This window comes from Bradyrhizobium sp. HKCCYLRH3059, assembly GCF_051168035.1.
GTDB lineage: Bacteria > Pseudomonadota > Alphaproteobacteria > Rhizobiales > Xanthobacteraceae > Bradyrhizobium.
The window spans coordinates 87,992-114,147 of sequence record NZ_JBNPUF010000009.1; the positions used below are offsets into that span (position 1 = coordinate 87,992).

26 protein-coding genes are annotated in these 26,156 nt (G+C 66.7%); 12 read left to right on the forward strand and 14 right to left on the reverse strand.

Annotated features, from left to right (window positions below; translation table 11 throughout):
• Positions 1-106: 106 nt before the first annotated feature.
• Positions 107-553, reverse strand: a complete 447-nt coding sequence (locus tag ACQR13_RS26390) for a VOC family protein (protein ID WP_315827817.1) — start codon at positions 551-553, stop codon at positions 107-109.
• 261 nt (positions 554-814) lie between these two features.
• On the opposite strand from ACQR13_RS26390, the gene ACQR13_RS26395 reads away from it, so the two are divergent.
• From ACQR13_RS26395 to ACQR13_RS26420, 6 genes are all read left to right on the forward strand, one after another.
• Positions 815-1,684 carry an NAD(P)-dependent oxidoreductase gene (locus ACQR13_RS26395; protein ID WP_315717630.1) on the forward strand — a complete coding sequence of 290 codons (870 nt, stop codon included), beginning with the start codon at positions 815-817 and terminating at the stop codon, positions 1,682-1,684.
• Positions 1,685-2,045: 361 nt separating this feature from the next.
• The gene (locus tag ACQR13_RS26400) at positions 2,046-4,445 is read left to right on the forward strand and encodes a TonB-dependent receptor domain-containing protein (RefSeq protein ID WP_434863392.1); all 2,400 of its coding nucleotides are present in this window, start codon (positions 2,046-2,048) and stop codon (positions 4,443-4,445) included.
• A 7-nt stretch (positions 4,446-4,452) separates the two neighbouring features.
• A complete protein-coding gene (locus ACQR13_RS26405) occupies positions 4,453-5,883 on the forward strand; it encodes a PepSY domain-containing protein (RefSeq protein ID WP_316226526.1) in 1,431 nt (476 codons plus the stop codon).
• Between the two features lie 137 nt (positions 5,884-6,020).
• Positions 6,021-7,616: a sensor histidine kinase gene (locus ACQR13_RS26410; protein WP_315717627.1), complete on the forward strand. Its 1,596-nt coding sequence runs from the start codon at positions 6,021-6,023 to the stop codon at positions 7,614-7,616.
• 47 nt (positions 7,617-7,663) lie between these two features.
• Positions 7,664-7,861 (forward strand): DUF1289 domain-containing protein, encoded by a 198-nt coding sequence (locus ACQR13_RS26415; RefSeq protein WP_315717626.1) that lies wholly within the window; start codon positions 7,664-7,666, stop codon positions 7,859-7,861.
• Positions 7,862-7,889: 28 nt separating this feature from the next.
• The gene (locus ACQR13_RS26420) at positions 7,890-8,426 is read left to right on the forward strand and encodes a TIGR02281 family clan AA aspartic protease (protein WP_315717625.1); all 537 of its coding nucleotides are present in this window, start codon (positions 7,890-7,892) and stop codon (positions 8,424-8,426) included.
• A 78-nt stretch (positions 8,427-8,504) separates the two neighbouring features.
• On the opposite strand, the gene dusA is transcribed toward ACQR13_RS26420, so the two are convergent.
• Positions 8,505-9,524, reverse strand: a complete 1,020-nt coding sequence (gene dusA, locus ACQR13_RS26425) for a tRNA dihydrouridine(20/20a) synthase DusA (RefSeq protein WP_434863393.1) — start codon at positions 9,522-9,524, stop codon at positions 8,505-8,507.
• Between the two features lie 373 nt (positions 9,525-9,897).
• Between dusA and ACQR13_RS26430 the strand changes: the two genes are divergently transcribed.
• Positions 9,898-12,525: a spermidine synthase gene (locus ACQR13_RS26430; protein WP_434863394.1), complete on the forward strand. Its 2,628-nt coding sequence runs from the start codon at positions 9,898-9,900 to the stop codon at positions 12,523-12,525.
• Between the two features lie 4 nt (positions 12,526-12,529).
• On the opposite strand, the gene ACQR13_RS26435 is transcribed toward ACQR13_RS26430, so the two are convergent.
• From ACQR13_RS26435 to ACQR13_RS26445, 3 genes are all read right to left on the reverse strand, one after another.
• Entirely contained in the window at positions 12,530-13,153 is a 624-nt protein-coding gene (locus ACQR13_RS26435) for a 2OG-Fe(II) oxygenase family protein (RefSeq protein WP_315752560.1), read from the reverse strand.
• 93 nt (positions 13,154-13,246) lie between these two features.
• Positions 13,247-13,576 (reverse strand): hypothetical protein, encoded by a 330-nt coding sequence (locus ACQR13_RS26440; RefSeq protein WP_315717488.1) that lies wholly within the window; start codon positions 13,574-13,576, stop codon positions 13,247-13,249.
• A 120-nt stretch (positions 13,577-13,696) separates the two neighbouring features.
• A complete protein-coding gene (locus ACQR13_RS26445) occupies positions 13,697-15,721 on the reverse strand; it encodes a hypothetical protein (RefSeq protein WP_434863395.1) in 2,025 nt (674 codons plus the stop codon).
• A 281-nt stretch (positions 15,722-16,002) separates the two neighbouring features.
• Between ACQR13_RS26445 and ACQR13_RS26450 the strand changes: the two genes are divergently transcribed.
• Genes ACQR13_RS26450 through ACQR13_RS26470 form a run of 5 tightly spaced genes read left to right on the forward strand, consistent with a single transcriptional unit; the run spans position 16,003 to position 19,648 of the window.
• Complete coding sequence (locus ACQR13_RS26450; RefSeq protein WP_434863413.1) at positions 16,003-16,887, forward strand: peptidyl-prolyl cis-trans isomerase; 885 nt, start codon at positions 16,003-16,005, stop codon at positions 16,885-16,887.
• Entirely contained in the window at positions 16,884-17,864 is a 981-nt protein-coding gene (locus tag ACQR13_RS26455) for a HupE/UreJ family protein (RefSeq protein ID WP_434863396.1), read from the forward strand. The genes ACQR13_RS26450 and ACQR13_RS26455 overlap by 4 nt, the downstream gene beginning before the upstream one ends.
• Before the next feature lie 17 nt (positions 17,865-17,881).
• Positions 17,882-18,493: a HupE/UreJ family protein gene (locus ACQR13_RS26460; RefSeq protein ID WP_315752557.1), complete on the forward strand. Its 612-nt coding sequence runs from the start codon at positions 17,882-17,884 to the stop codon at positions 18,491-18,493.
• Entirely contained in the window at positions 18,490-19,110 is a 621-nt protein-coding gene (locus tag ACQR13_RS26465) for a HupE/UreJ family protein (protein WP_434863397.1), read from the forward strand. The genes ACQR13_RS26460 and ACQR13_RS26465 overlap by 4 nt, the downstream gene beginning before the upstream one ends.
• A 46-nt stretch (positions 19,111-19,156) precedes the next feature.
• Entirely contained in the window at positions 19,157-19,648 is a 492-nt protein-coding gene (locus ACQR13_RS26470; RefSeq protein ID WP_315717476.1) for a prepilin peptidase, read from the forward strand.
• An 18-nt stretch (positions 19,649-19,666) separates the two neighbouring features.
• On the opposite strand, the gene ACQR13_RS26475 is transcribed toward ACQR13_RS26470, so the two are convergent.
• From ACQR13_RS26475 to ACQR13_RS26515, 9 genes are read right to left on the reverse strand one after another with little or no spacing between them, the layout of a single operon-like run.
• Positions 19,667-20,296 (reverse strand): hypothetical protein, encoded by a 630-nt coding sequence (locus ACQR13_RS26475; protein WP_315717475.1) that lies wholly within the window; start codon positions 20,294-20,296, stop codon positions 19,667-19,669.
• Positions 20,296-20,859 (reverse strand): type II secretion system protein GspM, encoded by a 564-nt coding sequence (gspM, locus tag ACQR13_RS26480; protein WP_315717474.1) that lies wholly within the window; start codon positions 20,857-20,859, stop codon positions 20,296-20,298. The genes ACQR13_RS26475 and gspM overlap by 1 nt, the downstream gene beginning before the upstream one ends.
• On the reverse strand, positions 20,856-21,932 hold the full coding sequence (locus ACQR13_RS26485; protein ID WP_315752555.1) for a PilN domain-containing protein: 1,077 nt from the start codon (positions 21,930-21,932) through the stop codon (positions 20,856-20,858). Before ACQR13_RS26485 ends, gspM begins: the two co-directional genes overlap by 4 nt.
• Positions 21,929-22,873, reverse strand: coding sequence for a general secretion pathway protein GspK (locus ACQR13_RS26490; protein ID WP_315752554.1), 945 nt, complete (start codon positions 22,871-22,873; stop codon positions 21,929-21,931). Before ACQR13_RS26490 ends, ACQR13_RS26485 begins: the two co-directional genes overlap by 4 nt.
• The gene (locus tag ACQR13_RS26495) at positions 22,873-23,592 is read right to left on the reverse strand and encodes a PulJ/GspJ family protein (protein ID WP_315752553.1); all 720 of its coding nucleotides are present in this window, start codon (positions 23,590-23,592) and stop codon (positions 22,873-22,875) included. The genes ACQR13_RS26490 and ACQR13_RS26495 overlap by 1 nt, the downstream gene beginning before the upstream one ends.
• The gene (locus ACQR13_RS26500; RefSeq protein ID WP_315752552.1) at positions 23,592-23,990 is read right to left on the reverse strand and encodes a PulJ/GspJ family protein; all 399 of its coding nucleotides are present in this window, start codon (positions 23,988-23,990) and stop codon (positions 23,592-23,594) included. Before ACQR13_RS26500 ends, ACQR13_RS26495 begins: the two co-directional genes overlap by 1 nt.
• Positions 23,983-24,447, reverse strand: a complete 465-nt coding sequence (locus ACQR13_RS26505; RefSeq protein ID WP_315717469.1) for a prepilin-type N-terminal cleavage/methylation domain-containing protein — start codon at positions 24,445-24,447, stop codon at positions 23,983-23,985. Before ACQR13_RS26505 ends, ACQR13_RS26500 begins: the two co-directional genes overlap by 8 nt.
• Positions 24,440-24,922, reverse strand: a complete 483-nt coding sequence (gspG, locus tag ACQR13_RS26510) for a type II secretion system major pseudopilin GspG (RefSeq protein ID WP_315752551.1) — start codon at positions 24,920-24,922, stop codon at positions 24,440-24,442. The genes ACQR13_RS26505 and gspG overlap by 8 nt, the downstream gene beginning before the upstream one ends.
• A 20-nt stretch (positions 24,923-24,942) precedes the next feature.
• On the reverse strand, positions 24,943-26,151 hold the full coding sequence (locus tag ACQR13_RS26515) for a type II secretion system F family protein (RefSeq protein WP_315752550.1): 1,209 nt from the start codon (positions 26,149-26,151) through the stop codon (positions 24,943-24,945).
• Between the last annotated feature and the right edge of the window lie 5 nt (positions 26,152-26,156).

Here is a 26,156-nt window from a genome sequence, read left to right on the forward strand (position 1 = left end):
CGCGCCACATCGTCGCGCCCTATCCTGTTGGCCGGACATGATCTTCCGTCGTCTGCGACGGTACCGCTCCGGCCCTGCGTTGCGCTGCTTCATAAGGCCGACCGGCTCAAAACGCCACCATGGTTCCGATGTCGGAGGCGGTCTCGACCGGCGCATCCTCGGCCCGCTCCTTCGCTGCCTCGTAATTGAGCTCGATCATCACGCCGTTGGGGTCGCGCACGAAGATCTGCCACAGCTCCCCGCCCGGCACCTGCCGCGCCTCGAACGGCATGCCCTTGGCGGCGAGCCGCGCCTTCATGCCGGCGAAGCCGCGGCTGACGAAGGCGACGTGGTGGACGACGCCGGAGTCCGGCTTCTGTGCCTCTGAGGTCGGCGAGATGTCGACGAGGTGCACCACCGGGCGGCCCTCGCTGTACATCCAGGCGCCAGGAAAGGCGAAGTTCGGCCGGGCGCCGTTCTCCAGCCCGAGCACGTCTTCATAGAAGCGGACCGTCTCGGCGAGGTTGCGGGTCCGGATGTTGAAATGATCGAGCACGCCGACGCTGACGCCCATGCGAGACACTCCCCTGGCTGGTTCGTTGGTTGACTGGATTTCGTTGCGCGATGACGGCTTTGCAAGCCGTCATGATGATGCCTCTTTAGCACGCGGCGCCGCTTTCGCATCCGTCACGAAGCCGTTGCCCCCGCCTCTCAAGCCGTTATGGTGCGGCGTCCAGCACCGCCGCGACCCGCGCCGGATGCTGATGTGTTCCTTTCAAGAACAGCCCGGCCCTCTCAAGGCTGTCGGCAGAACCCCAAGGTCAAGGTAGCTCATATGGCTAAAGTCGCTTTCATCGGTCTCGGCGTCATGGGTTTCCCCATGGCAGGACATCTCGTGAAGAAGGGCGGTCACGAGGTCACGGTCTACAACCGTACCGCGGCCAAGGCGAAGGAATGGGCCGACAAGTTCGGCGGCAAGGCAGCCCCCACGCCGAAGCAGGCCGCGGAAGGCCAGGACTTCGTGATGTGCTGCGTCGGCAACGACAACGACCTGCGCGCGGTCACGATCGGCCCGGACGGCGCATTTGCCGGCATGGCGAAGGGCGCGACCTTCGTCGACCACACCACCGCCTCGGCTGAAGTGGCACGTGAGCTCGACGCCGCAGCCACCAAGGCCGGCTTCAAATTCATCGACGCGCCAGTGTCCGGCGGCCAGGCCGGCGCCGAGAACGGCGTGCTGACGGTGATGTGCGGCGGCACCGCCGACGCCTATGCCGGCGCCGAGCCGGTGATCGCGGCCTATGCCCGGATGTGCAAGCTGCTGGGACCGGCCGGCAGCGGCCAGCTGACCAAGATGGTCAACCAGATCTGCATCGCCGGCCTCGTGCAGGGCCTGTCCGAGGGTATCCATTTCGCGAAGAAGTCCGGCCTCGACGTTCCCGCTGTCATCGAGACCATCTCCAAGGGCGCCGCCCAGTCCTGGCAGATGGAGAACCGCTACAAGACCATGAACGACGGCAAATACGACTTTGGTTTTGCGGTGGAATGGATGCGCAAGGACCTGTCGATCTGCCTCAGCGAAGCGCGCCGCAACGGCGCCCATCTGCCGGTGACCGCGCTGGTCGACCAGTTCTATTCCGAGGTCGAGAAGCTCGGCGGCAAGCGCTGGGACACGTCGAGCCTGCTGGCCCGCCTGGAGAAGTGATCCCGCCGCTCTCCGACTGATCGATCTGCCGCTGCGCGTGTGCTGCGGCGGCAGATTTCCGATCCGGGACCTTGGCAGGCCCCGGCTCATCTGCCTTCCCCCATGTATTGCCGCAGACACGCGGCGGGATACGTCCGCCGCGGACGGGCGCCATTGCGCCATCTGCGACTCGCTGATACCCCTTGCAATCGCTAATCGTTCGCATGTGTTGCCCGATCGAGACACCCACTCAGAGAAAGATGGATATGTAATGTTATAACATTAGATATCCATTGGGCTGGGCTAACTCTCGTCGTGGTGATCATGAACGTTGGCTGGGGGCGCAGATGGCCGGAAGCCGGCTGCTGCGATGGGGAGCGGAATGAGCGCGCGCGACGTCTGGGGTCCGATATCGCTTGCGGGGCTGCTGGTGGCAGGCTGGTCGGCGGTGCCGGCGGCTTATGCCCAACAGACCTCCCCTCCGGACGGGAGGCAGGCCGCCGCAGACACCCTGCTGCCGGACGTGACGGTCGATGCGCCGCGGCAGCGCCCGGCGGCCGGCCGCGCGCCCTCCTCGACCCAAGCCGCCCGTCGGACCACACCTCCGGCGTCCCGGCGCATGGCCGCGCCCACGCCCGCAGCAGCGCCGACGCGGCCTTCGTCCAACACGGCGGCCACCACGCCGCTCAACGGCAATGCGACGCCCGCGAGCGGGAGCCGGCTCGGCCTCACCGTACGCGAGCTGCCGGCCTCGATCGAGGTGGTCGGCGCCGAGACGCTGCGTGAGCAGGGCTACCACACGACCGTCGACGCGGTGAAAGGCGCCGCCGGCGTCAGCGCGGGTGATGCCCCGAACGATGTCGGCTTCGCGATGCGCGGCTTCCAGGGCAATCAGGTCAACGTGCTCTACAACGGCATCAACATCGGCCCGACCGGCTTCACCGCGCTGACGATGGAGACGTTCAACCTCGACCGGGTCGAGTTTCTCAAGGGCCCCTCCTCGCTGATCTCGGGCCAGGGCGCGGTCGGCGGCACCGTCAATTTCGTGACCAAGACCCCGCACACCGGCCCGATCGAGAGCGAAGCCTTCGTCGGCTTCGACCAGCGCGGCACGTTCCGCAGCGGCTTCGGCTCGGGCGGCAGCACGACCGTCAAGGGCCTGGACTATCGCTTCGACATCAGCCGGACCAGGGAGGTCGGCTTCATCGACGACACCGAGTTCAAGAATATCCATGTCTCAGGCCAGCTCGACTACCGGCTGTCCGACAGCTTCAAGACCTTCTTTGCCGCCGAGTTCAAGGACTACAAGGCCAAGCCCTATGAGGGCACGCCGCTGGTGCCGGTCACCTTCAGCGGCGCCAACGCGACCAGCGGCATCGTCTCAGGCACCAAGGTGTCGGCCTACAACGGCACCGATCTCGGCGCCGTCACGATCGACGGCCGCACGCTGTCGACCAACTACAACGTGGTCGACGGCCACAAGACGATCAAGGAATCGTGGGTCCGCAGCGGGTTCGAATGGGACCTGAGCAACGACGTCAGGCTGCGGAGCCAAGTCTACAACTACAACGCCAGCCGCGACTGGTACAACAACGAGGTCTCGGCGTTCAACGCGACCACCAACACCGTCGATCGCGAGCGGTTCTTCGTCCACCACAACCACAACATGGTCGGCAACACCACCGACCTCACCTGGAACGCCAACCTGTTCGGTCTGGCCAACCGGCTCGTGACAGCGGTGGAAAGCTCGCATACCGACTTCACGCGGCCTGGCGCGGCGATCTTCCCGGGTGACAGCATTCCGCTGACCGGCTTCGACCGAGGCGTCTACGGCCCGCTCGGAACGCAGTTGCAGACCGCCACCATCGACAGCGTGGCACTCAATCTCGAAGACCGGCTGAAGCTCACCAACAATTTCGCGCTGGTCGGCGGCCTGCGCTACAACCCGTTCTCGCTCGACCGCAACTCGATCGACAAGAACGGCGTCGTGAAGAGCAGCTTCCCCTACTCGAAGAGCTGGCAGCCGGTCACGGGCCGCATCGGCTACACCTGGGAAGTGTTCCCGGGCACCACCTTCTACAGCCAATATGCGACCGCCACCGACATCTCCGCCGACAGCATCTTCCTGCTGAGTCCGACCCAGAACCTCACGCTCTCGGACTCCCGCAGCTATGAGACCGGCGTCAAGCAGCTCGCGTGGAACGGCCGTGCGGAGTGGACCTTCTCCGCCTTCGACATCGAACGCAAAAACGTCTACAGCGCCCAGGCCGGCCAGCAGCTCAACCTGGCCGGCAAGGTGAAATCTCAGGGCATCGAGGTCGCAGCCGCCGTGCGGCCGACACCCGAGAGCAGGCTCTGGGGCAACGTCGCCTATGTCCGCGCCCGCTATGCCGATTATGATCTCGCCGGCGGCGGCTCGTTCTCGGGCAACACGCCGCCCAACATTCCCGCCGTCATCGTCAATGGCGGCGGCTCCTACCGCTTCCTCAATCCCGGCTGGTGGCCGGTCGAGCTTGGTTTCTCCGTGCGCCACGTGGGCGATCGCTGGAGCACCGATGCCAACACGGTGAAACTGCTCGCCTACACCACCGCCGATCTGTTCGCGTTCGTCGACCTGCCGAGGGTGCCGCTGTTCGCCACCGCGACCAGCACGCGGCTCGCCTTCCGCGTCCGCAACGTTGCCGACAAACGTTATGCGGCTTGGAGCGATCCGTTCTATCCCGACCAGATCTTCCTCGGCGCGCCCCGCACCTACGAGGTCGAAGCCTCGTTCAAGTTCTGATGGCCGCATGATCCGGGCGCTGATCCTCACGCACCGCTGGCTGAGCATCCCGCTGGGTCCGCTGTTCGTGCTGTGGTTCGCGACCGGGATCGTGATGCACTACGTGCCGTTCCCGGCGCAGACCGAGAGCGAGCGCTTCGCCGCGCTGCCCGTGCTCGACACCGCCCTGTCGCTGCACGGTCCCGCGGAGGCCCTCGTCGCAGGTGGCATCGATCATCCCGACCGCATCCGGCTGATGCAGCGCGTGGATGGTCCGGTCTATGTCATCTCGGCCGCCGGCCGCAGCGCGGCCATTCGTGCAGACACGCTGGCCGCGGCCGATGTGAGCGCCCCCGACCTCGTGCTGTCGATCGCGCGCACGGCAGCCCGGCGGCGCGGGCTCGAGGCCGATGGCGCCACCATCGCCTCACTGGAGCACTACGACCAATGGACGGTGCCGAACCGTTTCGACGTGCATCGTCCGCTGCACCGGATCGCGCTCAACGATCCCAATGGCACCGAACTCTACGTGTCCTCGATCACCGGCGAGGTCGTGCTCGACACGACACGGTCCGAACGCGCCTGGAACTACGTCGGCAGCGTCGTCCATTGGATCTATCCGACCGTCCTGCGCAAGGACTGGGCGGCCTGGAACGCCGTCGTGTGGTGGCTGTCGCTCGCGGCGGTCATCGCCGCCGTGAGCGGCGCGCTGCTCGGCCCGATGCGGCTGAGATATCGGAAGGCGCGGCTGTGCTCGCGCTACCACGGCTGGCACCTCTGGCATCATTGGGCCGGCCTGATCTGCATGCAGTTCGTGCTGACCTGGATGGTCAGCGGCTGGCTGTCGATGGACCATGGCAGGCTATTTGCGACCGGCCATCTGACGCCGTCCGAGCAAGCCATTCTCGTCGGCGCACCGGATTGGACCGGCCTGGCGACGGCGGCGCTCGCGGCGGTGCATGGCGAGGTCCGCGAGATCGAGTGGTTCGCCTTCGGCGGCCGCCTCTATCAGCGCACCCGGCGCGCGCCGAGCCAGCAGCAGATTTCGGTGCTGGACGGCGCATCAGCACGCATCGTCGGCCGTTTCCTGCAGCCGGCCGACGTCAATGCCGCGGTGTCGCGCCTGCGCGGCGATTGCGGGCGCTCGACCGAAGTCGAGCCGGGCGACGACTATCCGTTCGTCTCCGATGTGCCGGGCGCGCCGGTCCATCGCGTGATCTGCGGCGACACCTGGTATCATGTCGACGCCGCGTCCGGCGCGGTGCTCGAGAAGCTCGATCCGTCCCGACGCGCCTATCGGTGGCTCTATCAGGCGCTGCACACGCTCGACTTTCCGGCCCTGCTCGCCCATGCGGCGCTGCGCACGGTTCTCATCGTCGGCCTCTGCGCGATCGGCCTCGTCTTCAGCATCACGGGCGTGGTGATCGGCTGGCGCCGCCTGCGAATGCAGCTCCGCTGAGCCTCGCCACAATCGTTAATTTAACGCGCGGTTAACGCAAATTTTTCGTTGTCTATAATCCGTCTTAAGGATTTGGGCCCAGTTATAGACAATGCAGAAAGCAGCCCGTACCTCGCGGGCAGGATTTGTGTTGTTTGATGAGTAAACCCGCTGAAAAGCCTGAGGTCGTCGAGCTTCCGGCAGATCCGCCGGCGCTTGCACCAGCAAGCCAGCGCCGGGCCGCGCAGCAGCGGGTGCGCGAGGCGCGCGACCGGTTAACGTCGACGTCGGGAACACGTCCGGCCTTCGATCGCGAGCTGCTGCGCCAATACGCACAGACCCGCATCTCCGCCTCCTACATCGTCGTGCTGCTGGTGGTCGCAACCGGCCTGATGCTCAGCGTCTGGCTGCATACGATCGCGGCTGGCGCATGGACGCTCGGCGTGCTCTGCATTCATGCCGCGATCGTGCGCAACTGCTCGAACTTCCTCGCCGACCAGCCGTCGCTGGCGGCGACGCGGCGCTGGCGCACGCGCTTCGTGCTGCTCGACTTGCTCTACGGCGTTTGCTGGATGGCGATCCTGATCCATCCGGCGCTCGCGGCGGTGTCGGGCACGCTGATGATGTTCCTGATGCTGCTGGTGATCGCGGTCTCGAGCATGCTCGCCGCCAACCTGCCCGTCGCCGCCGTCGCCGTCACCGCACCGATGACGGTCGCCATCACCCTCAGCCTCGCGCTGTCGGGCACGTTCGACAACTACCTGCTCGCCGGGTTCGCCGTCGCCGCCGAAGGCTACTTCGTGCTGCTCGCCCATCAGCTGCATGCGACGACGCTGGCCACGCTCGAAGCGCGCGCCGAGAAGGACGCCTTGATCGGCGAACTCGAGCAGGCCAAGGCGATCTCCGACGAGGCACGCTACCGCGCGGAGGCCGCCAACGTCGCCAAGTCGCGCTTCCTTGCGCAGATGAGCCATGAGCTGCGGACGCCGCTGAACGCCATCCTCGGCTTTTCCGAGGTGATGAAGAGCGAGATCTTCGGCGTCCATGCGGTGCCGGTCTACAAGGAATATTCGGCCGACATCCACAATTCGGGCGTCCACCTGCTCAACCTCATCAACGAGATCCTCGATCTCTCGCGCATCGAGGCCGGCCGCTACGAGCTGAACGAGGAAGCCGTGGCGCTGGTGCACGTGATCGCCGACTGCCACCATTTGCTGAAGCTGCGCGCAACGAGCCGCGGCATCACCATTCACGAGGTGTTCGAGCAGAAGATGCCGCGGCTGTGGGCCGACGAGCGCGCGATCCGCCAGGTCGTGCTCAACCTGCTCTCCAACGCCATCAAGTTCACGCCGCAGGGTGGCGACATCTGGCTGAAGGCTGGCTGGACGGCCTCGGGCGGACAATATCTCAGCGTCAAGGACACCGGCTCGGGCATCCCCGAGAACGAGATTCCGATCGTGCTCGCGTCGTTCGGCCAGGGCTCCAACTCGATCAAGTCGGCCGAACAGGGCGCGGGACTAGGCTTGCCCATCGCCAAGAATCTGATCGAGATGCATGGTGGCACGTTCACGCTGAAATCGAAGGTCCGCATCGGCACCGAGGTGATCGTCACCTTCCCGCCGGAGCGGGTGATGTCGGCGCTCGCTCCGCTGTCGGACGAGGCACCGCCATTGCAGCCGGAGCATGCGATCGCCCCCGCTCAGGAGAAGCGCCGGGTGCGCAAGCCGATCATGAATGCCGGAACGGGACTGTGAGATGATTGCACTTGCACGACAGTGGCAGAACCTTTCAAACTCGCGCCATGAGCCAGGATACGCCCTGCATCGCCGTCTGCATGATCGACCCCAAGACGAAACTCTGCTTCGGCTGCGGACGCACGCTGCCGGAGATCGCCCGCTGGGGCCGCATGTCGACCGACGAGCGGCTGGCGCTGATGGACGGGCTGCCGTCCCGCATGCACGACGCCGGCCTGCCCGCGCTGGCGCGTCGGCGCGACTGAGCGCCTCCGTGCCGACGGGAGGCGCGGCATGAACAAGGTCGTGCTCGTTTTCGTCACCATGGTGCTCACCGCGGGCGCCGTGATCGTCTACAAGGATCCCGAGCAGGCGGCGCTCGCGAGCGACACAGTGTCGGAGGTTCTGCGCAGCCGCGCGCTCAGGGCCAAGGCGAGTCCTCCGACCAACGCGGTCGAGATCGAGCGCACCAGAGGCGGCGAGTTCGCGTTGCGCGCCAAGATCAACGGCGTCACCGCGCCGATGGTGGTCGACACCGGCGCCACATCGGTGGTTCTGACCTACGAGACCGCCAAGGCCGCAGGCCTGCCGCTCGAACTGCTCGCCTACGACGTCGACGTCGAGACCGCTGGCGGCCACACCAAGGCGGCGCGATTGACCTTGGACCGGCTCGCGATCGGCAAACTGGTGGAACGCTCGGTTCCGGCGCTGGTGGTACCGCACGGCCAGATGAAGACCAACTTGCTCGGCATGAGCTTCCTCGACCGGCTGGAGCGCTGGGAAGTGCGCTCCGACCGGCTGATGCTGCACGGCTTTCCCGATCGCAGCTGAGGGGCTGAGCCTCGTGGCAGCCTGCAATCCGGTCGCGCGACAGGCCGTTGTCGAACTGCCGCCGCTGGCCTGAGCCGCTCAGGCCAGCGCAGCAACCGCAGGGCGCTCCTCGACCATCGCGACCGCCTCGCGCAGCACCTCGATGCCGGCGCCCGGCTTGACGCCGCGCTCGGCGAGATGGCGGCGGAACGCGCGTGCGCCGGGCACCGCGTGATAGGCGCCGACGAGATGCCGCGTGATCGCGTGCAGCCGCGTGCCCTGCCCGAGCTGGCGCGCGATGTACGGCTCGAACGCCGCCAATGCGCCCTTCATGGTTCGATGCGGCGCGACGTCGCCGAACAGGACGGGATCGACATCGAGCAGCCGCCACGGCTCCTGATAGGCCGCTCGCCCGAGCATCACGCCATCGACATGCGCGAGATGACCTTGCGCAGCTTCGATGCTGCCGATGCCACCATTGATGATGACGGGCACGTGCGGCAGCCTCGCCTTCAGCCGGTACACCCTGTCGTAGTCGAGCGGCGGGACGTCACGGTTCTCCTTCGGCGACAAGCCGTCCAGCCACGCCTTGCGCGCGTGCACGATCAGCGCGTCTGCGCCGCTGTCGACGACCGCGTCCGCCAGCATATCGAGTGCGATTTCCGGATCCTGATCGTCGATGCCGATGCGGCACTTCACCGTGACGGGAATGCGAACGGCGTGCTTCATCGCGGCGACGCAGGCGGCGACGAGCGCAGGCTCGGCCATCAAACAGGCCCCGAAGCGGCCGTCCTTCACCCGGTCCGACGGGCAGCCGACATTGAGATTGATCTCATCGTAGCCGAACTCCTCGCCGATCTTGGCTGACGTCGCGAGATCGCCGGGATCGGAGCCGCCGAGCTGCAGCGCCACCGGATGCTCGCTTCGATCGAAGCCGAGCAGCCGCTGGCGGTCGCCATGTATCACGGCACCGGTCGTGACCATCTCGGTATAGAGCAGCGCCCGGCGCGACAGCAGCCGATGGAACACCCGGCAATGCCGATCGGTCCAATCCATCATCGGCGCGACGGAGAAGCGCCAAGACGTTGATTCCACTGTTTTATTCGAGACATCAGCCATTAGAAGTGTACCAGAGCCACCCGATCACCGCGCATTTACACTGGTTTCCACCGATTTCGACCCGTTTTTCGTGCGCAGCACAACAATGCCAGATCGGAGAGGATCGATGGTTTCCCGAATTCAACCACAACGTTCCGCAGATCGCGGCTGCGTCTGGTCATCGCTCCCTGACGGGTCTCATGCGATACAACCATCTGCGCCGAGCCGCGTGCTCCCACAGCTTCTGTCAAACCACCGTCACGAAACACGAACACAAGGAAACGATCTCGACCTTGGCGGCCCATGCAGCCGAGCTTGATCCCGCGCCCGGAGCAGTATCCCGCACGGCGCGCTGCATCCGAAGACCGATCACGGGAATTGCAGGTACCAGATCTTGACCGAGGCACGCCACGCAGACCCGCGCGACAATGATCTGGTCGCGGAGAAGCAAGGCGTCCGGTCTTCCGGCGTCGATCTCGTCGCCCGCCAGAGCATGGCTCGGCTGAGAACGCTGAAGCTGCTGATTGCAGCATCCGGCCTCGCCGGGCTGGGCTATGAGATCGTCTGGACGCGCCAGCTCGCCCTCGCCCTGGGCACGGAGATGATGGCCGTGCTCGGCGCCATCGCAGGATTTTTTGCCGGGCTGGCGGTGGGCGCCTTCATCCTCGATGGCCGGATCCGCCGCGCCGCCAATCCGCACCGGGTGTATGCCGTCCTCGAAACGGTCATCGGCCTGTGGGGGCTGTGTGCGGTCTGGCTGCTTCCCGCGTGCGCGCGCGCCCTCGCGCCGCTGCTCGGCACGGCGCCTTCCCCCGTCTTGTTGTGGAGCGCGAGCTTCCTGCTGCCGACGCTGGTGCTGTTGCCGGCGACGGTGGCGATGGGCGGGACGCTGACCGCGCTGGAACGCATGACGTCCGCGGCGCATGGCACGCGGCCCGTCAGCGCCGGCGTCTACGCCGCGAACACCGCCGGCGCCGTCGCCGGCACGCTGCTGTCCACCTTCGTGCTGATCCCCGCGCTCGGATTGTCGGCGACGCTGCTTTGCCTGGCAGCCGTCAACGCGGCCTGCGCGCTCGCAGCGCTTCGCCTCGGCCGAGCCCCGCAGGTCGACGCTCGCGCGCGCGACGATCGCAGGCGTGCTGTCGCCGGCCTCCGCCTGACAGGAACCCTGTTCGTCACCGGCCTGCTCGGCATCGCGTTCGAAGTCCTGGTCGTGCGCCTGGCCGCACAGATGATGCAGGACACGGTCTACAGCTTCGCCTGTCTGCTGGCGGCCTACCTGCTGGGCACCGCGATGGGCGGCATGATCTGGCAGCGCGTCGGGCCGAGGGTTGCGCTCGGCAGAACCGCGTTGATCAGCGGCACCGCGCTCGTCTGCCTCGGCACGGCGCTCGTGACGCCCTTGCTGGGCGGCCTCGCTGACAGCGCTGCAAGCCTCGGCGTCGTCGGCGAGCTCGGCATTGCGCTGGCGCTGTTCCTGTTGCCTGCGATGGCGATGGGCGCCTTGTTCGGCCAGCTCATGCAGGATGTCCGCAACGTCAGGGGATCGGTCGGCTGGGCCGTCGGCATCAACAGCCTCGGCGCAGCCATTGCGCCGCTGGTCGCGGCACAGCTGCTGATTCCCGCTTTCGGCACTTGGAGAGCATTGGTCCTCGTTGCCGTCGGATATCTTCTGCTGCTGCAGCCCCGACGCGCTGCGCTGCGCTGGGCGGCGGCGCCCGCTCTGCTTGCACTCGCGCTGTTGTGGCTTCCCGCCCCGCTGCTCATCAGGGTCCCGCCGGGCGGCAAGCTTCTGGCCGTGCGCGAGGGACCGATGGCGACCGCGAGCGTCGTCGACGACGCCTCAGGAGCACGCTATCTCGAGGTGAACGGCCACTTCCGCATGGGCGGCACCAGTTCGGTCCGATCCGATTTCCGCCAAGCCATGCTGCCGTTGCTCTTGCATCCAGCGCCGCGCAAGGCCCTCTTCCTCGGTGTCGGCACCGGCGCGACCGTGCTCGGCGCAGCGCAGATGCCGGATCTCGACGTGCGCGCGGTCGAACTCTCTTCCGAAGTCGTCGCGCTGCTGCCCTGGTTCGACAACCCCGCGGCCGAGAAGGAAAGGCCGCCGATCTCCGTTGCCGATGCCCGGCGCTTCGTCATCGCCGATGACGGACGCTACGACGTGATCGTGGCCGACCTGTTCCACCCGGCGCTCGATGGCAGCGGCGCGCTGTACACGGTCGAACATTTCGCGGCCGTCAAGCGGCGACTGGCGGCCGAGGGCGTGTTCTGCCAGTGGCTGCCGCTCTATCAGCTCGATGCGCCGTCGCTGCGTGCGATCATCAGGAGCTTTCTCGCAGTCTTTCCACAAGGGTCCGCCTGGCTGAACCATTACAGCGTGCGCACGCCGATGCTGGCTCTGATCGGATCAGGCACCCCGAGCCCGATCGACCCCGAACTCGTCGCCGCACGGTTCTCCGACCGGAAGCTTCACCCGATCATTCAACCGCTCGGCTTCGATCAGCCGATCGACCTTCTGGGCCAGTATGTCGCCGGCGCGAAAGCGCTCACGAGCTTCGCCGGTCCGGGACCGCGCAACACCGACGATTTCCCATTCGTCACGTTCGACGCGCGCAGCAACGTCCACGCTCTCTCGGCGGCCCCATGGCAATTGCTGCTGACGGTCCTGAGCCAGACAAAGACCGACGCGGCCGATTTGCTGGAAGACTCGAAACGCGGAATGTGGGAGCAACGACTCGGCGCCTATTGGCGGGCCCGCAACCAATTCATCCAGGTCGGCGCGGCGCTGACCGGCGAACCACGCGGGCCGGCGCTCATCGCAGCCGCCGCGCCCGGTCTCCTCGATTCCATTCGCGCCAGCGCCGAGTTCGAGCCGGCCTATGCGCCGCTGATGAGCATGGCAAAAGCGCTGCTTGCATCGGATCGCGCGGCTGCTGAACGCCTGCTTCGGGCAATCGACTCCGCCGCGCCGTCGCGACGCGAAGCGCGCGACCTGCTGTCGCGCGAGTTCGAACGATAGAGCGTCAGGACGCGAAGCTGACGCGGTAGCCCCAGCAATCCAGATGATCAGGAATCGCGTTGAAAGCGATCGTGATACGTTGGTCGCCCTGATTGCGCGGCACCTCGTGGTAGAGATAGCTTGGGAACAGCACGAGATCGCCGGGCTCCGCCTCCGGCAGCACGTATTTGCCGGCATTGAACGGGCCGACCGCGGCGCTGCGCGTATGATGGCGGAACGAGAAGTCGCTGCCGCCGGGCGGCCGCACGAACACGGTGCGGCTGCCGGGGTGAGACGGCGTCAGATAGAAGATGCCGGAGATGAAGCTGTTGGCGTGGGCGTGCAGGGTCTGGTTGCCGCCGGTCTCCAGCATGTTCGTCCACATCTCCTTGACCGTCCAGCGCAGCTTCTCGCCGAACAGCAGCTCGCCGAAATCGATCAGCTTGGGCACGGCGAGCTCGGCGATGGTCTGAAACAGATTATTGGCGCGGGGATCGGCGACCTCGGTGTGGAACAGTTGTCCGGATCGCAGGTTGTTCTCGATCTTCGAATTGCGGATGGCTGCCACCGCCGCGTCCTTGAGCTCGGCGCTCAAGAGCCCAGGCGAACGCAACAACGGTATCGGAAAAAGAGCTTCGATCTGGTCCATGTCTCAAGGCCTTGCACGCGCCGCAACGGGACCGACAATTTGCCGACTTGCATGACAGCCGGATGACGAGAGTGGAGACGCGGTGCGCGCCCGTCAGCGCGTCGGCATTTCGTCGGCACTGAGAATGTTGAGCCGCTCGCCGGGCCTCAGGCTGTGGGGCCGGTCGCGCACTTCCAGCACGGCCCTCTCGGCCTTCTCGACACAATCATCGAACTCGCCATTGCCGGCCTCGACCAGCGCCTGCTGAATGTCCCGCTCGGCGAAATAACGCGACACGTCGTCCGCCGGCAGGGTCGCCGCCTGTGCGCGGGCCTCCGCCACTGCGGCGTCGCAGACCTCCTGCGTCGGCTCCTCGTCATGCGCCGATGCGACTGCGATCGTGAGGACTAGAACGGCGAGACTCACGGCGGACAGACGCGACATCACCTCGACGAACCCCAGGGAAAAGCAGGTTTCAAAGACGAAGCGCCGGTTCGCAAACTGGCGCTCGGAGTGAGCAGGATCCGACGGGACGATATGTCCCGCCGGATTGGTGCCGATCAATCAGTCGCGGTTGAACGCCCAGCGACCCCAGTGGCCCCAGTGACCCCAGTGGTCCCAATCGTGCCAGTGGTGATGCTCGTGAGCCAGCTTGCGGGCCAGCTCCTGATTCTTTTCGACCAGCAGCTTGGGCGTGCTGTAGGTTCGGACGAAGATCGGGTTCGCGTAGAACCAGACGTTCGACCAGGCCTGCACGTCGTTGGTCACCTTCTTGACGCCGCCGACCGTGCCGAGGTGCGAGGGACATGCCGGATCTGTGCAACTGACGGTGGCGTTGTTGGCATCGAGCAGCGGATTGCCGGCGCTGTCGGACACGTTCGGAGTCGCCGGCGGGATGTTGGTGCCGCGGGCGCGGATGTAGAACGGTGTCTGGCCGGCGATGAAGGTGGTCGTGAAGCTGAGGCGGGTCGAACCGTCGCGCAGCTTGTGGCTCCGCATCTTAGTCGCCTGGATCTGCTTCGCGATCTTGGCCGACGGGTTGTAGACGATGGCCGCACCATCGACACCCTTGGCATTGGCCACCGCATAGCCAGGGGCGCCCGGCGCGATCGGACCGGTGATGTCGCCGGTAATCAGATCGACGTGGTCGAGATAGGGCTTGTTCAACGGCTGCTTGATGCCGACCGGCAGCAGCAGCGGGTTGTTGAAGCCGTACGGGCTGTTGTTGGAGGCCGGAACGGTCATCTCCATCTCGAGCGTGACCTTCTCGCCCGGGCGCACGACGAGCGTCTCGCCCATCGTCTTCCAGTCGTCGTCCCACTCACCCTTCGCACGGAACTCCATGTCGGAGCCGATGATGTCGGCGTTGACCGAGTAGGAATTACCCGAGCGCATGCCGTCGATGATCGACTGCTGGGAGAAGCGCCGCTCGTTCGGCACGTACAGCCTGGTGTACTCGCCGGGGATGAAGTCCGCCGTCGTGCCGGGATCGCGCGCGCCATAGACGCCGCGGCTGTGCCAGTCCGAACTCTGGAACAGGAAGAAGTTGCGGCCTTCGCCGAGCAGACCGTCCCACAGCCCGCCGACCTTGGCGGTGTAGACGCCCTGCATGCCGTAGGTGCCGCCGCCGACTGCGCCCGAGCCATAGGAGCCCGAGCCGCCGTTCACGCCGCCCTCGGCCATATGACCCGGGGCTTCGATGCCGAACGCGACCGTCGGGCCGGCGTTGTTGAAGTCACGGAAGTGCTCGATGTTGTAGCCGGCCGAGCCGTTCGGATTGAACGGTCCCTGCCGCTCGGTATGGGTCGGCACAGCATAGGATTGCAGCGGGTGGTTCGCCTGCAGCCAGGCGATGCCGGCGACGGCCTTCTGGTGACCGGCCGTGCCGGAATTGTTGACATTGTCCTTGCCGGCCCAGACCGGGTTGTTGCTGGCATCGACCGGACCGATGGCGTCGGTGTCGGCGCGGTCGAAGCGATATTCGAACTCGGCCATCTTGTCGGCATTGCCGTAACCGCGCGGGCTCTGGCCGGCGATCACGGCGACGTCGCCATGCTCGTGACCGGGCAGGATCCACTCCAGGCCCTCGACCAGCACCTTGTTGTAGGTCGCGGTGCGATTGACGATGGTTGGGTACTCGATCTCTTTGATCGACTGCCAGCGCCACATCTTGGCGCCGGTATCGGTGCCGTTCGGCGTGCCCTTCAGACTGGTGATCGTAATGCCGTCGATGGTCTTCCCGAGCGTCTGGCTCCAATACGTCGTCGTATTGTCGCCCGGGATGTTGGCGCTCGCATCGCTGAAGCGGCAATCGCGGTTGCCCGAACCGCCGTGGTTGCCGAGCGTGAACCAGTCGAGATCGAAATTGTTGCCGCCAGCCGCCGCGGTGCCTTTGCCGACCGAGCGGTCGATCGCATAGCCGGCAGCAACCGAACCGTCGGTGCAGGTGTTGTGGTTGTGCATGTCGCCCGCGACATACGGATTGTTCTTGGTCGTTTCCCCCCAACGCTCCCCAGCGTCGGCGCTCTGTGACAGGGCCAGCGAGACCGAGGCCGCTGTCAGCAGGATTGTCTTGGTAGATGGAACCATTATCGTCGCCCCTAAAGAATTCGATCGATCTCCAAACCGAGATGACAACGCGACCGATGCGCCGTCGTCATTCGCGGCGCGACCAAACCAAAACTCGGAGACAGTTTGTTGAAGGATTTATTTTTGCTGGCGTCCTCCCCACGAACATCGCGGTCCGCCGTCGTTGCGAAATTTTTGTGACACTGACGTTTGCCCGGTGACAACGGCAAGTGTGCCGTTGCATATACGCGCCGCGCAACGAGCGCGGTCCGAGTTGTAAAGAACGTATGTCAGCCCCTGCCATGTCGAATGCGGCGCAGACCTTCGAGAGCGCCTCTGCACGCTCCAATCAGCAAGATGGCAACAGCTCTTCCCCTGCGCGATCATCATCCGTGACCGCCCTGCGCGGGCTCAGCAGGGAGCCACTCCTGCACTTCCTCGTTCTCGGTGGCCTGATCTTCGCGGCCGATGCCATCATCCACCCGCCGGCGAAGGACGAGAAGGTCATCACCGTGACCAAGGCCCTGCGCCAGTCCTTCATCGACACGTTCGACGAGGACAAGCAGCGGACCCCGAGCGAGGCCGAGCTGCAGAAGATGGTCGAGGCCTGGGTCGCCAGCGAAATCCTCTATCGGGAAGGCAAGACGCTCGGCGTCGACCGCGGCGACGAGATGATCCGCGACCGTGTCGCGTTCAAGCTGCAATATCTGATCTTCGATCAGGTGCGCGTGCCACAGCCGAGCGAGGAGCAGTTGCGCGCCTGGTTCGCCGACAATCATGCCCGGTTCGACGAGCCCGAGCGTGTCAGCTTCTTCATGACGCCACCCAGCGACGAGGCGACGGCGCGGCGCTATCTGGACGACATTCGCGAGCAGCGCGAATCCGAGGAGCTGCGCGATCAGACGCGCGCGATTCTCGACCGACCGGTGCCGAGCCTGGCCGCCGGCTTCGGCGACGGCTTCAACGACGGCCTGCTCAAGGCGCCCCTCCAGGAATGGACCCTGCTGCAGTCGAAGGACGGGTGGCACGTGGTTCGTCTCGACGCCCGGAAGCCGGGCGCTCCGGCGAAGCTCGAGGACATCCGCGCCGAGGCGGCCAAGATCTGGCACACCGAAGAGACACGGAAACGGGCCTGGGAGGCGGTGAGCCGGCTCAAGGCCAACTACACGATCAGGTACGAGCCGTGACCGGCGCGCGCGCCCTGATCGCCATCGTGCTCGCGCTCGCAGCGCTGCTGCCCGGGCGGCCGGCGGCTGCGCATCAGGCGACGATCGCCGTGCTCGAGTTTCGCGAGATGCGCCCCGGCGCGTATATCGGGCGATGGACGACCTTGCCGAAGGATGGCGTCAACCGCATCGATCTCAAGATGCCCCCGCATTGCTACCTGCGCCTGCCGGAGCTCAATTGCGGCGACAAGGGCCTCGTCGGGCAGATGACGATCGCCAATCTCGGCGAGGACATGTCGGCCGCCATCATCCGCGTGACGTCGCTCGCTGGAGAGACGCGCAGCTACACGATCTCTGCGGCCAATCCGGTCGTGACCGTGCTGGGCACCGATGCGCCGACGCTCGACACCTGGCTCGAGCTCGCCAAGACATACGTCAATCTCGGCATTGACCACATCCTGCTCGGCGCCGATCATCTGCTGTTCGTGCTCGGGCTGATCTGGATCGTCCAAGGCGGCTGGCGCCTGCTCAAGACGATCACGGCTTTCACGATCGGCCATAGCGCCTCGCTGGCCGCAACGGCGTTCGGATGGATCGGTGTCGCCGAAGGGCCGCTCAACGCCTGCATCGCGCTCAGCATCGTGTTTGTCGGCGTCGAGATCGTCAAACAGCAGCGCGGCGAGATCGGGCTGACCGCCCGCTACCCATGGGCCGTCGCTTTCAGCTTCGGTCTGGTGCACGGCATCGGCTTCGCCAGTGCGCTCGCAGGCCTCGGGCTCGAACGACGGATCCTGCCTGCGGCATTGCTCTTCTTCAATGTCGGCGTCGAGATCGGACAGGTCCTGTTCGTGCTGCTGGTGCTGGCGCTGATCTGGGCACATCGCCGCCTCGGCGCGGCGCTGCCGCGCTGGGGCGCCGAGCTGCCGGCCTATGCAATCGGCTCGGTATCGATGTTCTGGTTCCTGGGCCGCCTGGTGCGGGTTCTGGCGGCCGCATGATGACGAATGGGACGAACATGATCGCGCGCAAACTCCTGCACGCCGTGTTGGGTGCGGCGCTGCTCTCGCTGCTGACAGCGAATCCGAGCCTTGCCCACGAGCAGACGGGCGTCGGCGGCGGGCTGGCCAGCGGCCTGCTGCATCCCTTGACGGGGCTGGATCATCTGGTCGCGATGGTTGCAGTCGGCATCTGGGGCGCGCAGCTCGGCGGCGCGGCGATCTGGATCCTGCCGGTCGTCTTCCCGCTGGTGATGGCGTTCGGGGCCATCCTGGGAATCCTCAAGGTCGGATTGCCCGTCCCGGAGCTCATCATCGCGCTGTCGGCGCTGGTGCTCGGGCTCGCGGTCGCGATCCGCATCCGTGTCCCGTTTGCAGTTGCGGCCATCATCGTTGCGATCTTCGCCATCTTTCACGGCCACGCGCACGGCGTCGAGCTTCCGACGGCGGCAAATCCCCTGGCCTATGGCTGCGGCTTCGTGGTCGCGACCGGTCTTCTCCACGCCTGCGGCATCACCATCGGCGCGCTCGCGCGCTGGCCCGGCGGCGAGCGCATCATCCAAGGCGTCGGAGCAGCCATCGCCGCGCTCGGCGGCTACTTCCTGGTCGCGAGCCTCGGAGTCGCGGCATGAGCACGTACCGCCGGACCGCCCTGCTCGCATCGGCGCTGCTGCTGACGCAAGCGCAGCTCGCTGATGCCCATATCGTGTCGGCCCGGCTCGGCGACTTCTACGCCGGCGCCCTGCACCCGCTGCTCGCGCTGCAGGACGTCGTGGTCTGGGTCGCCCTCGGGTTGCTGGCCGGCTCGCTCGGTACGGCGAGCGGACGCTGGCTCGTCGTGGTGTTCCCGCTCGGCTTGTGCACGGGGCTTGCACTCGCCGCCGGCTCTGGCGCAACGGCGGTGTCTCCACTCGGCGATGCCGCGACCATTCTGATTCTCGGGCTGCTGCTGGCGGCGGCCTTGCGCATTCCCGTGGTCCTGCTGAGCGTGATTGCATTCGTGCTCGGCGTGATGCGCGGCGCCGCCAATGCCGGCGAGCTCGTGCCGCAGACCGACCGCCTCCTCTACGCCGCCGGTCTCGCCAGTGCGGGCTACGTCACCATCACCCTCGTGATGGCGCTGGCGGTCACCTTCAGGCGTCCCGAGACCGAGCCGGCATCGAGCTGGCGCGGGATCGCGGTGCGCGCAGTCGGTGGCTGGGTCGCCGCAATCGGCCTGATGATGGCGGGACTATCGCTCGCAGCCTGAGCTGGCCTATGCTCGGGCGATCCGACCCCGCGAATTCCAGGGCTGCGTGACCGACGCCATCAACATCGTTACGATCGTCGTGCTGCTCCTGACCTGCGCCGGACTGATCTGGACAGATCTGCGCAGCGGGCTGCTGCCGGACTGGATGAATGCACTGGTCGCCGCCAGCGGCTTCGCAAGACTGGCGACGCTTGTCGATCTCCCCGAGGCACTGTGGAATTGCGCCGCAGCCCTCGCCCTCGGCTCGGCGCTGCTGCTGCTGCGGCTGCTCTACGCAATGGCCCGCGGCCGCCAAGGATTGGGCCTCGGCGACGTCAAGTTTCTGATGGCTGCGACGCTTTGGGCCGGCCTGCCAAATATGCCGATCCTGCTGCTCATCGCCGCGACGACGGCACTCGCCGCAGCGCTCGTCCTCTTCATCATGGGCCGCCGGCTGACAGGCCAAACGGCGCTGCCGTTCGGCCCGTTCCTCGTCCTCGGCCTGCTTGCCGTACTCGCTCTGCAGGCCACCGGGAGCGAATTGCTCGTGACCTTCTGAATGCGGTAAGCAGTGACCTCAACGCGCCCGCCGCGCCATCCGCTCGCGTCCGCCCGGCGGCGCAGGCGGGGTCATCGGTCCCGCCTGCACGTCGCCGCTGCCGGCTGTGCCGAGCTGCGGCATTTGCAGCGTGACGGTCTCCGGCGCCTTCAGCAGCGAGGCCTCACGCGGTCGCAGCGACTGCAGCACCCATCCCTCATGCGAGGCGCCGACCCGCAAGCGCAGCGACGCCTGCGACGAGGCATCGACGAAGATGCCGAAGCTCTCCTCGTCGCCGATCACCGTGCCGACGAGCTGCAGGTTTGGTCGTTCCGGCTCTTGCTGCGGCGGAGGCGGCGGCGCTCGCATGACCATGACGGGTGCGGCAACCGGTGGCGGCCGGCGCGAGGCCGAGAAGATCGGACGGTCGCGCGTCGCCGAGAGAGCACTGATCGGAACATCCCACAGCGGGTTGGCACTCCTGCGCCCCGGGACTTGCGCGCTGGGCGCCTCGGAAACGGCCGGTGGGTCGGAGGCGCCGGGCGCGGCCTGCGCGGGCGCAGCGGGCTCGAGACCATCCGCCGTCTCACCCCAGGCACGGCCGAGCGAAGCTGCAAGCACGCATACGGTCGCAACGGTGACGAGACCTGAACCGACGAACGATCGCATCACATTTTTCCCTGCCATTGGCCCGACACGGTGACCAGCACCGTCAGCCGCCCCACACCGCCGGCCGCGGCCGCCAGCGGTTGCTGCACGTGCAGCTGATCGACGAAGAGAAACGGCAATCCCGCTTCGAGATCATAGAGCAACTGCTGCAGCGCCGGCTGTTCGAGCTCGCAGCTGGCGACGACGCTGATCAGGTTCTCGTTGCCGCGCGCCGCCGGTAGCTCGACCTGGGTCGACAGCACGCTGCCGCCGGCCTTGCTGATCGCCTCCGTGAGGCGCTGCACCAGCGCCGCGCCCGCGATGGTGACCGTTCGTCCCTCGACGAACACCGATCCGCCCGGAGCCGTCGCGCTGTCCGAGGAGGAACTGCTGGCCGGCCGTTTGCGTCCCGAAAACTGCGCCAGTTGCGCGTTGGTGTCATTGAGCTGGTCGCGCTTGGCGACGAGATCGGCGACCGCTGCAGCACCAAGCCAGAGCAGCGCGACGATGGTCGTCGCATAGAGGATCGCAGAAGCGGCCGGCGAGTTCACGAAGATCCGGCGCAGCGATGTCGACCAGTTCATGCCCGGTCCCCGAAATAGGCGTTGATGCGCGCCTCGATATGGAAACGCTCGCCCGCTTCCCCGGCGGTGCGCGTCGTCGGCGCATAGAAGGTGGCGCGGCTGAACTGCGGCGACTGCTCGATCAGCCGGATCAGCGCGGGGGCGTCCTGGGTCAGGCCGGAGATCTGCAGCCGATCGTTCTCGACATGCATCTCGACGACATACGTCCCGTCGGGCAGAATCTTCGACAGCGTGTCGAGCACGATGACGCTGGCGGGACTGGTCTGCTTGCGCTTGGCGAGCAGCCCGTCGGCGGCGGTGGCGCCCATCGCGGGCCGCAGCGCCGCGCGCAGCCGCGTGACCTGCGCCTGCGCATCTTCGAGCTCGCCATCGAGATATCCGCCGATCAATGTCGTCGCGATCAGCAGCACGGCCGTGGTCGCAGCAACCGACAGCCAGCCGAGCTTGAGCACGCGCCCGAGATCGCGCCCGCCGGCAAGCGACGAGCGCAGCGACGTCTTGAAGATCTGGATCTGGCCGCCATCGGCTGAGCCGACATCGGCGGTGATGACGAGCCTGGCGGCGCCGACCTCATCGGCCAAGTCACGCAAGGGCTGGACCAGAGCACGCGGCGTCGCCGCGAGCGTCAGCGCGATCCGATCCCCGGCTGCGCGCGGGGCGCTGCAACCGTAGAGGACCTGATCGAGATTCCACGGCGTCAACCTGCCGATCTGAGTCCGGATCATGCCATCGAGAAACGGCTCGGCCTGCCTCGGAAAGTCGAGCGGGCGGACCAGGACGCTCTCGGCGGCCAGATGGATTTCCAGCGCGGCGCCGCGCAACGTTCGCAGCCACTCCGGCGAGAGCCCGGCCTGCGCAGCGCCGGCCGCCGGATTCACCCTTGCCGGCGCCGGCATCGGCTTCACCTTCGCCTTCGGTTGCGCCTGAATCGTCAAGACGACGCTTTCTGTTCGGTCATGGCGGACCAGGACCTGCGGACGTCTGAGCAGCCGATCGGCCACGGCTTCGATCGCCGTCGCGACGCTCGCCGTCCACACCGTCAGTCCGCGCTCGATCGCTTCGGTCAGCTTCATGGCATTCTCCGCGCCTGAAGCGCTCCCCTCGGTTGCGGCCCCTCGTCCTGGCGCGCCAGCAGCCGATAAGGCTCCTCGCCTTCGCCGGGAACGATCACCGCCGTCGCCGCATGACGAAGCCCGCCCGCCGGACTGACGACGATGCGCAGCCGATAGGCCTTGCTCTTGCCCTTGGCGGCCTCCTTCGCAACAGGACCGAGCGTCTGGGCCAGCGTATCGGCATCCTGTGACAGCGACGCCCTTGCGTTGAGGAAATCCTTCAAGATCAGCGGCGTCATTCCCGGCAACGCTGCAACGACCTCCGGCGCAGCGATCGTCGGATCGATTCCGGGAGAGCCGTTGAAGACGGTCACCAGCGGAAGGACCCGATCGACGAGCGATGCGGGAATGCCGAGGACGAGCGACAGCTCGCCGACATGCGCGAACGGCGCCAGGCGCGGGACACGCTTGAGACCGGCCGCCGCATAGCGCGCCTCCTCCGCCTGGGCCCTGGCTGCATCGGACGGCTTGGAGCGCCACGCGACCACCCGCTCAGCATGATCCTTGGCAGCATCCCGGTCGACGCCCAGCGTGACGAAGAGGTTTTCGAGCATGTCCTTCGAGGCCGTGTTGAGATCGATCCGCGCCGCTTCGTTGACGAACGAGACTGCGATGTCGTTGCCTGCAAGGGCCAGGCGGAAACCGCCCTGCCGCGGCCGCTCCTCATCCTTGGACAGCAGCAGACGATAGGCCGACAGTTCGATGGCCGCCGAGATCAGCGCATCGGCCTCGACCGCCTCGTCTTCGAGCCGCAGCAACCGCGCCGAGCTGCCCAGCTGCTGCGAGACGACCACGACGAGGGCCGCCAGCGCCGCGAGCATCCACAGCGCAGCGATCAGGATGAAGCCATCCTGCGCGCCGCGCCTGTCGGCAGAGCCATAGCTGAAGAAGCGAACGGGCATCAGTCGACCGGCTCGCTCTTGTTCGGTTGGGCCGGCTCGGCCACGGCTGGCTGGTTCGCGGTGCCGCCCGCTCCCGTATCGGCAAAACCGCCCCCCGGCGCATCGACCTGAATACGGACTGCGCTGACGAGTACGGCCGCGCCGCCACGGCTGTCGTCGTAGATCGTCATGCGGACGGCGGACGGCAGCTTGGTCGCATCGCGCCATTCCGTCGTCCAGGCCATCGTCCTGTCGGCATACGCGAACGACATCCGGAACGGCGCCGACAGCAGCACCACGGGATCGACGAATTTGAAATGCTCGGTCACGGGCTGGCCGACCGACACGGGCTCGAACGCGGCACGCGATCGCCGCAGAGCGCGCTCGCCCCTGCTCCCTTCCTCGCCGATGCGCACGACATCGAGGCCATGTCCCGCATTCGGACCAAACTCGGCGCGCACGAACACCGCCGAGACCTCGTCGCCCACGAACAGCGGTCCCTTCTGCTCGCGATTGGCCGAAACAAACTGCACGGCAACGAAATCATCGCCGACCCGCCGCAGCGCGGCGGCCACCATCTCGGCGCGCTGCACGCGATCCAATCCGCGCTTCCATGCCGGCAGCCATTGCGACGTCACCGCAGCCAGCGCCGACAACACGATCCCGGCAATCGCGAGCGCGCCCAGCGCCTCGATCAGCGCAAAGCCCTGCTGTTTCGGTCGATCGGGTGGGACGCGCATCAGCGCGCTCCTCGCGCGAGGCGAACCGTCTGCACATCGGCGACGGCGCCCGAGCCGGTCTTCACACGCAAGGTCACTGCCTCCGGAATCCACCCGGTCTGCCCGGCCGGCTCATTCCAATCGCCACCGAGCGGCCTGACCTGCAGCACCACCGACCCGGAGCCGGAGCGCTGATCGATGCTGCCCGGCTGCAGCCGGCCGCGATCAGCCAGCACCGTTGCCAATGCCAGCCTCATGTCGGTGACCAGTGTGACATGCTGCTCGAGCTTGCGAACACTGGCCGCGTTGCGCGACACCACGGCGCCGATGGCGATGATCGACACGCTGACGATCGCGAGCGCGACGAGCACCTCGATCAGCGTGAAGCCTGCGTCACTCCGGTCGCCTATATCAACCATTGGCAAGCGCGCGCGAGACAATGTCGATCCTCCCCGTCAGCCAGTTCACCCTGATCTCCAGGCTCAGATCGGCGCGCGACAAGGTAATCGCGCCGCCGCAGGACAGGCCGTCAGGAAAGAAGCTGATCGTCGCCAGCACCGGCCGATGCTGGCAGCTGCGCGGCAACGTCGCCAGGAACGCGACGTCGTCGGGCAGCTTCAACGCAGCCGCGCCGCTGCCGGAGCGGATCAAGCGGCGCGACGTGTCGATCTCAGTGTCGACGCGCGTACCCGTCCGCATCGATGAGGCACGATCCGACTTCAACAGCGTCGCCGCCTGCAGCGCATAGGCCTGCAGCCGCGGTCGCGACGTCTGCCGCGGCAGATAAGGCAGCGCGACCGACGCCAGCAGCGCGACGATCGCGAGCACGCAGACCATCTCGAGCAGCGTGAAACCGCGCTGGCCGTCGTCACTCACTGCGCGCGCTCGTCTGCGTCGGCGTTCCCAGGACGATGTCCGCCGCCGTTCCGCTGCCGCCCTCCTGGCCATCGGCACCGTAGGACAGGATGTCATACGGGCCGTGGTCGCCCGGCGCGCGGTAGACATAGGCCGTATTCCACGGATCCTTCGGCACGGCACCGCCCTTGAGATAGGGGCCGTTCCAGGCGCTCAATCCGGCCGGCCGTTGCGCCAGCGCCGCGAGACCTTCCGAGGTCGAGGGGTAGCGGCCGGCATCGAGATAGAACAGATCGAGCGCCGCCGAGAAGCTCTGCAGTTGGATCCGCGCTGCCTTGGTCTTGGATTCGCTGAGATAGTTCAGCACGCGCGGACCGATCAGCCCCATGATCAGTCCGATGATCGTGATCACGACCAGCATCTCGACCAGCGTGAAGCCGCGCTCCTGTTCGCACCCGGCCCTCGTGGCCGGCTCGATCTGCGTATCTGATCTCATGTCGTTCTCCTTGATGTCGGTCAGCCGACCAGTTGCGTCACCGAAAGCAGGGCCGTCATGATCGAGACGATCAGGCCACCGACGACCACGCTGATCAGCAGAATGGCGGCGGGACCGACGATGCCGACGACACGGTCGAGTCCCCGCTGCAGCTTGGCTTCGTAGAATTCGGCGATCCGGGTCGACAGCGTCGGCAACTGGCCGGTCTCCTCGCCGAGCCGCAGCATGCGCAGCGCCATCGGCGGCAGCATGTTGTCGGCCGACAGCGCCTGGGACAGCTTGCCACCGTGACGGACGCGATCCGCCGCCGCCGACCATGGCGCGCGCGACGACGTCACCGCCATCACGTCAACGAGGATGCGCAGGGCCGCGCTCAGATTGACGCCGCAGCCGAGCAGCAGGCCGAGATTGCGACAGAACAGGCTGGTCCGATAGAACAGCAGGAGGCTGCCGATGCCGGGCGTCACCGCCAGCACACTGGTCAGGCCGGCGCGAACCGCGGGCTGACGCAACAGCCACCAGCCTGCCGCAAGCAGCGCCGCACAGCCGAACGTGATCGCAACTGCATTGGCGCGCAGCAGATCCGACATCGTCATGAAGAAGCCGAGCGCGGTATCGGCACGGCCGCCGAAGTCGCGCAGCACGGCGGAGAAGTTCGGCAGCACGGCCACGAGAAAGAACAGCATCACGCCGATCGCCGCGAGGAAGACGAAGGCGGGGTATTGCATCGCGTCGGTCAGTTTGCGTCGCGTCGCCTCGGAACGCTCGCGTTCGCCGGCCAGCGCAGTCAGCACGTGGTCGAGCGTTCCCGACGCTTCGCCGACGCGCATCAGCGCGACATACATCGGCGAGAACAGCCGCGGCTGGGCAGCCGCCGCGTCCGCGAAGCTTTCGCCGGCCATGATCGCCGCGCGCAGCCGCGCCACCACGGGACGGAGGCGGCCGATGTCGGAGTCGCCGGACAGCAGGTCGAGCGCGTCGTCGAGCCGCGCGCCGGCCTTGAGCAGCAGGGCCAGGTCGCGCGTGAAAGTGGTCACTTCAGCCGCGGACGGAGCGCCGAACGAGAGCCCGGACGCAGCCCCCGTCCGCTCCTTCTCCTCCACGGTTTCGATCGGCAGCAGTTGCAGATAGGAGATGCGCCGCTCGACCTCGCCGCGCGACGGCGCGACGAGGGAGCCGACGACGATCTCACCGGACTGCGTCAGGGCGCGATAGCGGTAGCTCGGCACGATCC